The organism is bacterium (genome assembly GCA_035549195.1).
In the GTDB taxonomy this organism is placed as follows: domain Bacteria; phylum Oederibacteriota; class Muellerivitia; order Muellerivitales; family Muellerivitaceae; genus DASZRK01.
In genome coordinates this window covers 1-5,896 of record DASZRK010000070.1, presented here as the reverse complement: position 1 = coordinate 5,896, position 5,896 = coordinate 1, and the positions used below count along the sequence as shown (strand labels likewise).

Sequence of the window (5,896 nt, the reverse complement as noted above, 5' to 3'; positions counted from 1 at the left end):
GAGCGGCCTGGCCAGCGGCATCTACCTGGTGCCCACCGACCTCTATGACCTACAGGGCCGGTTCGTCCAAAAACAGATCGCCAAGATCATGGTCCTCAAGTAACGCGACCCTCACCGTCCCATCGAACGGCTTAAGTCCTCAGCTTCCCGGACCAGGGGAGCCCCCGGCTGGAGTTTCGCACGCAGGATGCGCAGGGCTTCGGTCACATTATCCCCAGCTTCCTTATCTTCTTTGGCGCCCTTCTGGGCCCGGGCCAGATCCATCAAGGCCAGGGCCAGGCGTGGGTTGTCGGTCCCATAGGAATCCTGACAGGTCTTGAGGGTCCGGTTCCCGATCTCTTCGGCTTCCTTGAAACGCCCCAGGCTCAAATAAGCGCGCTCCAGTTTCCGGGCGTAGTCCAGGATGGAGTATCCGAAAAAGCTCCCAACGAACTTTTGATAGAGGGAAAGGGCCGCTTCGTAGGAAGCCCGGGCCTTCTCTTGGGCTCCGCGGATCTCCCAGAGGCGTCCTTGGCTTTCCAGGGTGTCGGCCAATTCAATGGAACCTTCGGGGAGCTTCCGGGCGAGTTCAAGGGCCTTTTCCAGGGAACCCTGGGCTTCAGGAAAGCGCTTCAGGAGGGTTTGCGCGCGGGAGAGGGCGGTGAGAAGACCGATCTCCAATTTGGGATCGGAGGGGGAGAGTCGGCCGCAAAGACCGCGGGCCTTGACCAACAGGGTCAGGGCGCCGGTCGGGTCGTTCAGATCCTTTTTGGCTTCGGCTAGGAGTTCGAGGCCTTGGATCTTCTGTATGTCATGGCCGGTCCCCTTCGCATCCTCCAAAGCTTCCAGGCCCTTTTGGCCCCAGTAAAGGGCATCCGCCGGACGTCCCTGGTCCAGGTAGAGGGCGCAAAGGGAGAAGAGGGTCTGGGGATAAAGAGGGTCTTCCAGGCGCCGGTTCCTTTGTAGCAGGGCCAAGCACCATTGGAGCGAACCTTCGGCTTCCTCATAAAGGCCCAAGGTCCTCTCCAAGGCGGCGTTATCCAAAAGGTAGGGACAAAGGGAAGGATGGGTGGGCCCCAGGCGTTCTTCCGCCAAGTGGACGGCGTTCTTCGAGGAGGCCAAGGCGTCGGCGAGATAGCCGTTGCGGGCCCGATCGACGGCAGTGGAACGAGCGACATTCAAGGCGTCCTGGGAATCCATCCGGGCCGTTTGTCCCAGGACGGTCCCGGCCAAGGCGAAGGACCCCACAAGGGCCAGCGTAACGGGGATCCTCATGGTTCCAGTGCCTTGCGAAGGAGATCGGGGGTGGGCACGGCCAAGGTGGAGGGAAGGGTGGGACTGGGGCTTTCCGGACCCGTCAAGATGACGTTGGCATCCCGCTCAAAGAGATCGATCCAGGTCTTCCCGCCGTCGGTCGAATAGGCCTCCCGGGAAAGATGGGCGCCCCCATCGAAGGTCAGTTCATCCCCATTGGCAAGCCCCCCGCTGGTCCTCAGGTCCGAGATCACGTAGCAATCCTGGCAACCGGGAGCTTGGTCCGAGGGACGGCCCGCATCGGTCTGGAAGACCACGTAGCGGCATTCGGGCGGGAAGCTTTGGGGATTGTCTTCCTTCTTGAACTTGAAGGAATGCCATTGGAAATCCCGGCCGATCTCCCCGGGCTGGAAGGCATGTCCGGAAAAGCCAAGGAAAGTTTTGTGTTGGATATATTGGTGGATATAAACCCGGTAATTCAGGGGAGAGGCCGGGTTGCCGACCTTGCGGACCCGCAGGCGGACGCCTGTCGCATTGAATCCGTAATGGGGATGAAGGCATTCGGATTGGAGCAGGTCGTCCGACGGATCGCCCGGAGTTCCGTTGCCGTGGATCGGTATCTCGCCGGCCGTATCGTAAGGCGCCCCTTGGGCCTTGAAACCGGCCCCGTAAAGGGCGAAAAGCGGTTGTCGGCCCAGGGTCTTCCAATGACCCTTCTCCAGGACCAAGAGGTCCAGTTTGGGATCCTTTTTTTCATCTTGGGGATCGAACCCGTTCAGGGTGTCGCCATAGCCCAAACTAACAAAATGGTCGGGATCCGCCGTGGAGACCTTATGGTGTCCGCCACGGAATTGGTCGATCTCGAAGACCAAGTGGTAGACATGGCCTTCGAGCAGGGGAAGGTTATTGAAGGGGACGTTCTTCCATCCATTGGATCCGGGAACCAGGAACGAGGAACCCAGGGTGACGGTCGAAGGTTGACCGCCAAGATCGTCTTGCACACTGACCTTTAAGGAAACCAGGTCTTTCGCGGGACCCTCGAGGAAGGAAACACCCAGCAGGTCCATGTCCTCGCGGGCGGTGAAGCGGATGGACACCTTCTTCTCCGGGTCGTCCAGGTTCAAATAGGAGACTTGGTCAAGAAGGAAGTGGCATCCGAAATCGGCCAAGGCTGGGGCGGCAAAGGAGAGGGTTAGAAGGAACCAACCCCAAGTTCTGGATCGCATGGTCACCTCATGAAAGTGGGCCAATCATAGCACCCTGGTTTTGACGCCAGGGGGCCGGTCTGGGTTGGCCGCAAAATCGCCTGGAATTGGTCGTAAAGAAAGCCCTTTTTCTTTAAGGGAAACCGTTTGGCATTTTTTCGTTAAATGGGCTTACTTTTTCGATAAAGTTAAATGGTATATTAAGAGCGACAAGGGTATGGATTCCCTTGATTCTTGTTCCTTTCAACGCTTTCAGGGCCTTTCGCCGTCATCGTTTCAAGGTTTCGAAAGGCTAAAGACATAAAGACAACGCCATGTCGCCAAGTTCCCGAAATCGTTTTTTCAAGAAAACAATTTCGGGTCAAGGTTTTAGTCCGGATATTTAACCGGTTCGATGGAACGAACGGAGACGAATGCAGAAGATAGCCGCTTCCCCCATCCAGCGCCTTTTTTGTGCTAAGTCCCTTTGGCTTTGTTCGTTCCTCATTCTCCTGATCCCTTCCCAAAGGCTCCTGGCCCAGGTCACCTATACCAGTTGCCCTTCCGGAAACCCGGCGCCGGGTTATTCCCAGACCCAAAAAATGATCGCCGAAGGTTACGGTCTTGATTACGTAATGGTCGGTGGTACCTGTGGGGCTCCTTTGAGCGTGACGCTCCCCGCGGGCGCGGTCCCGGTCACGGCTTTCCTTTATGTGGAATACACGAACGGCGCCTATGTGGCGGGCAATACTTCCGCCGTCAATTTCAACGGACATACGACCCCGGCAGGGACCCTGGCCGGGGCCCCGGTCAGTTATGTGGGATGGACCCAGACTTGGTACAACGTGCGTTATGGGCTCAATCCCTCTTGGATCACCGGCGGCGGCGGTAGCGGCAGTTTGACCACCTATACCACCAGTTCCTTTCCCGATTCCTGTCAGGGGCAATCCCTGATGGTGCTTTACACCGATCCAGCCCAAGCCTCCACCGACAACGTGGTGGCCATCGCCGACGGCAATAACGTCTGGCACATTGAGGAGAACGAACTCATCGTTTATGGGGCCGCCCCACCGGATTCGGACCTGAACTGGTCCTGCCTGGGTCTCAGTTGCTCCAATTCCAGCCTGAAGATCTCCGCTGCGGGGGGGCGCAATAGTTGCAACGATTCCAAGGTCACCGATAACCGGGATCAGATCGAACCTTGGGGATCGGGACCGGTGACCAATCCCGGCCATGGAAATCCGGGTGGCCCCCCGATCTGGAGCGGTCCTCCCGGGGTGCTCAATTGCGGCGGAACCAATCAGACGGGGGATTATGACCGCACCTATAACTTGGGGACGAACTTCAACAGCGGTGCCACCAGTTTCGAGTGGGGGATGTACATCGGAACTCAGAACGCCAAGGCGACCTTTTGGCAACAGGCGGTGGCTTCCCAATACCGTTGCAATCCCACCCAGCAGTGCTCGGTGACCACCAATTTCAACCAGTCCTTTATTCCTTCGGGGTGGCAGGTGGGAAGCGTGACATTCGGACAAGGGAACTGGGGGGAAAGCGGTGGATCGGTCTCCTTCGCCGGGGGCTGCAATGGAAAGAACAACTTCCTGATCAACAACACCGTCAGCAACGCCCCGGGCACCCTTCAGGTCTCCATGTGTGAGAACGTCAACGGCGGGAATTTCGGGGGTTTGGTGTTCGAATATGACCTGATCACGGGGAACGGCTATGGCCTGCAGTTCTTCAATAACGGGGCCAGCAATCCCGGGACGCTCTATTGGGTCAAATACACGGGCGGGTCCCCTTCCACGCAGAACACCACTGGCCTGCCGAATGGGGCGTTGAATGGATGCCCCTATTGGGTGGAGGTGGACATCACGGCTTCCTGTCAATACATCGTTAAGATCGCCACTACCCAGGCGGGTCTAAGTTCCGCTTCCGCCGCTGCGACCTATTCCGGATCCTCCTGTAGCAACGGATATATGGGCCTTTCGGCCAACAACTGCCAGAATTCCAAATACCAGACATTCCAATTCACCGGTAATTGCACTACCCCGACCCCTACCCCGACCAACACCCCGACCCGGACCAATACTCCCACCCTGACCCCGACGCCCACCCCGACCCGGACCAACACCACCACCTCCACGGCCACATCCTCCGCCACCTCGACCAGTACTTCGACCTATACCACCACCTCGACCGCGACCGCCACGGCGACCAGGACCAACACCACCACCTCCACGGCCACATCCTCCGCCACCTCCACTAGTACTTCGACCTATACCACCACCTCGACCGCGACCTCTACGGCCACCCGAACCAACACCACCACTTCGACGGCGACTTCTTCCGCCACCTCCACCAGCACCTCGACCTATACCACGACTTCGACCACGACCGCCACGGCGACCAGGACCAACACCACCACCTCGACCGCGACCTCCACTAGTACTTCGACGGACACCACCACTTCCACGGCGACACAGACGGCCACTGCAACGGCGACTCGGACCAATACCACCACTTCGACAGCTACTTCCACGGCCACCCGGACGAACACCGCTACTTTCACAGCCACCTCGACCAACACCACTACCTCTACCGCGACCCAGACCCCCACCGCTACGGCGACCAAGACCAATACGACCACTTCCACAGCCACTTCGACCGCGACCGATACCAATACGGCAACCTTCACTGCCACAGCCACCCGCACCAATACCCCAACCAACACGTTCACCTTGGTCTTCACGGCCACGCCGACCAGTACCCCGACGAACACCAATAGCGCCACTTCCACGGCGACCAACACGGCCACCGCCACCTCGACCAACACTCATACCGCTACTTCGACCGCGACCAATACGACCACGAACAGCCCAACCAAAACCCCGACCAATACCTTTACCCTGGTCTTTACAGCCACCCCGACGAACACGGCCACTTTGACCGCGACGAATACCGCCACCCATACTCATACGGCCACTTCAACGCCTACCAATAGTGCCACGAATACTGCGACCAATACCCGCACGAATACCCCGACCAGCACGGACACCCCGACTTCGACGGCGACCCGGACCCCGACTTTGACCCCTACCGATACCTACGTGAACACTCCCACGAACACTGCGACGGCTACGGCGACCCGCACTCCGACCAATACCTTTACACCTTCCAATACTCCCACGTTCACGCCGACCTATACGCCCACCCTAACTCCCACGGATACCTGGACCCCGATCTTTACCTTTACCCCGACCAGCACCCCTACCGATACAGCTACTCGGACCTGGACCAATACCTTCACTCCTTCCTCCACTCCCACGAATACCGCGACGGCCACGGCGACCCGCACGCCCACGAACACCCACACCGTCACCAACACGCCCACCCCAACGGCCAGCGATACGCCCACCCGTACGCCCACGGACACCTGGACCCCTGTGTTCACCTACACCCCCACCAACACCCCGACCAAC

3 protein-coding genes are annotated in these 5,896 nt (G+C 58.8%); 1 reads left to right on the top strand and 2 read right to left on the bottom strand.

All coding sequences use genetic code 11. From position 1 onward, the window contains the following. Window positions 1–111: 111 nt before the first annotated feature. Window positions 112–1,254, bottom strand: coding sequence for a tetratricopeptide repeat protein (locus tag VHE12_12315; protein HVZ81564.1), 1,143 nt, complete (start codon window positions 1,252–1,254; stop codon window positions 112–114). Then, the gene (locus VHE12_12310) at window positions 1,251–2,459 is read right to left on the bottom strand and encodes a hypothetical protein (protein HVZ81563.1); all 1,209 of its coding nucleotides are present in this window, start codon (window positions 2,457–2,459) and stop codon (window positions 1,251–1,253) included. The genes VHE12_12315 and VHE12_12310 overlap by 4 nt, the downstream gene beginning before the upstream one ends. 392 nt (window positions 2,460–2,851) lie before the next feature. Here VHE12_12310 and VHE12_12305 point away from each other — a divergent pair. Continuing rightward, window positions 2,852–5,896, top strand: a 3,045-nt coding sequence (locus VHE12_12305; protein ID HVZ81562.1) for a hypothetical protein, incomplete at its 3' end; no start/stop codon positions are given.

Excerpts from the sequence above, each read along its gene's own strand:
- VHE12_12315 (HVZ81564.1), bottom strand. The coding sequence starts at position 1,254 with ATGAGGATCCCCGTTACGCTGGCCCTTGTGGGGTCCTTCGCCTTGGCC.
- VHE12_12310 (HVZ81563.1), bottom strand. The coding sequence starts at position 2,459 with ATGCGATCCAGAACTTGGGGTTGGTTCCTTCTAACCCTCTCCTTTGCC.